This window comes from Halobellus sp. Atlit-38R, assembly GCF_003665925.1.
GTDB lineage: Archaea > Halobacteriota > Halobacteria > Halobacteriales > Haloferacaceae > Haloquadratum > Haloquadratum inordinatus.
The window spans coordinates 1-442 of sequence record NZ_QXIJ01000380.1; the positions used below are offsets into that span (position 1 = coordinate 1).

The window sequence follows — 442 nt, forward strand, 5'->3', positions numbered from 1 at the left end:
ACACAGCGGCCCCAGGCCCTGATATAAACACCCACGATACACCGGGCCTTTATATTGCGGGCCCTGTTCAGCCGCGTTGACCGGGCGGATTTTCGGCGACGTGTTTGTGAGGTGTATAAAGTGCCCCGCATATTCGGGGTGGACTTCGACGGGCTACGCGGACCAAACACCAGATGAGCATGCAGACCGGCCTTAGACGCAACCCGACCAACCCCGCCTAGATGCAGGCAGAGCAGGTTCTCGAAGCACTCTCGGACCGTGCGTGCAGACAGATACTCACGACGCTTCAGGGCGCAGCCAACCCGATGACTGCACAGGAGCTTTCGAGCACGTGTGATGTACCGCTTTCGACGACCTACCGGAAACTCGAACAGCTTTCGGACGCGAACCTTCTCGAAGAGACCCTGCAGTTACGCGCAAACGGAACGCACACACACGAGTA

1 protein-coding gene is annotated in these 442 nt (G+C 58.6%); it reads left to right on the plus strand.

Annotated elements, in window-relative coordinates:
• Positions 1–221: 221 nt before the first annotated feature.
• Positions 222–442 (plus strand): helix-turn-helix domain-containing protein (locus D3D02_RS19950; protein ID WP_233560740.1); only part of this gene is annotated, 221 nt, incomplete at its 3' end.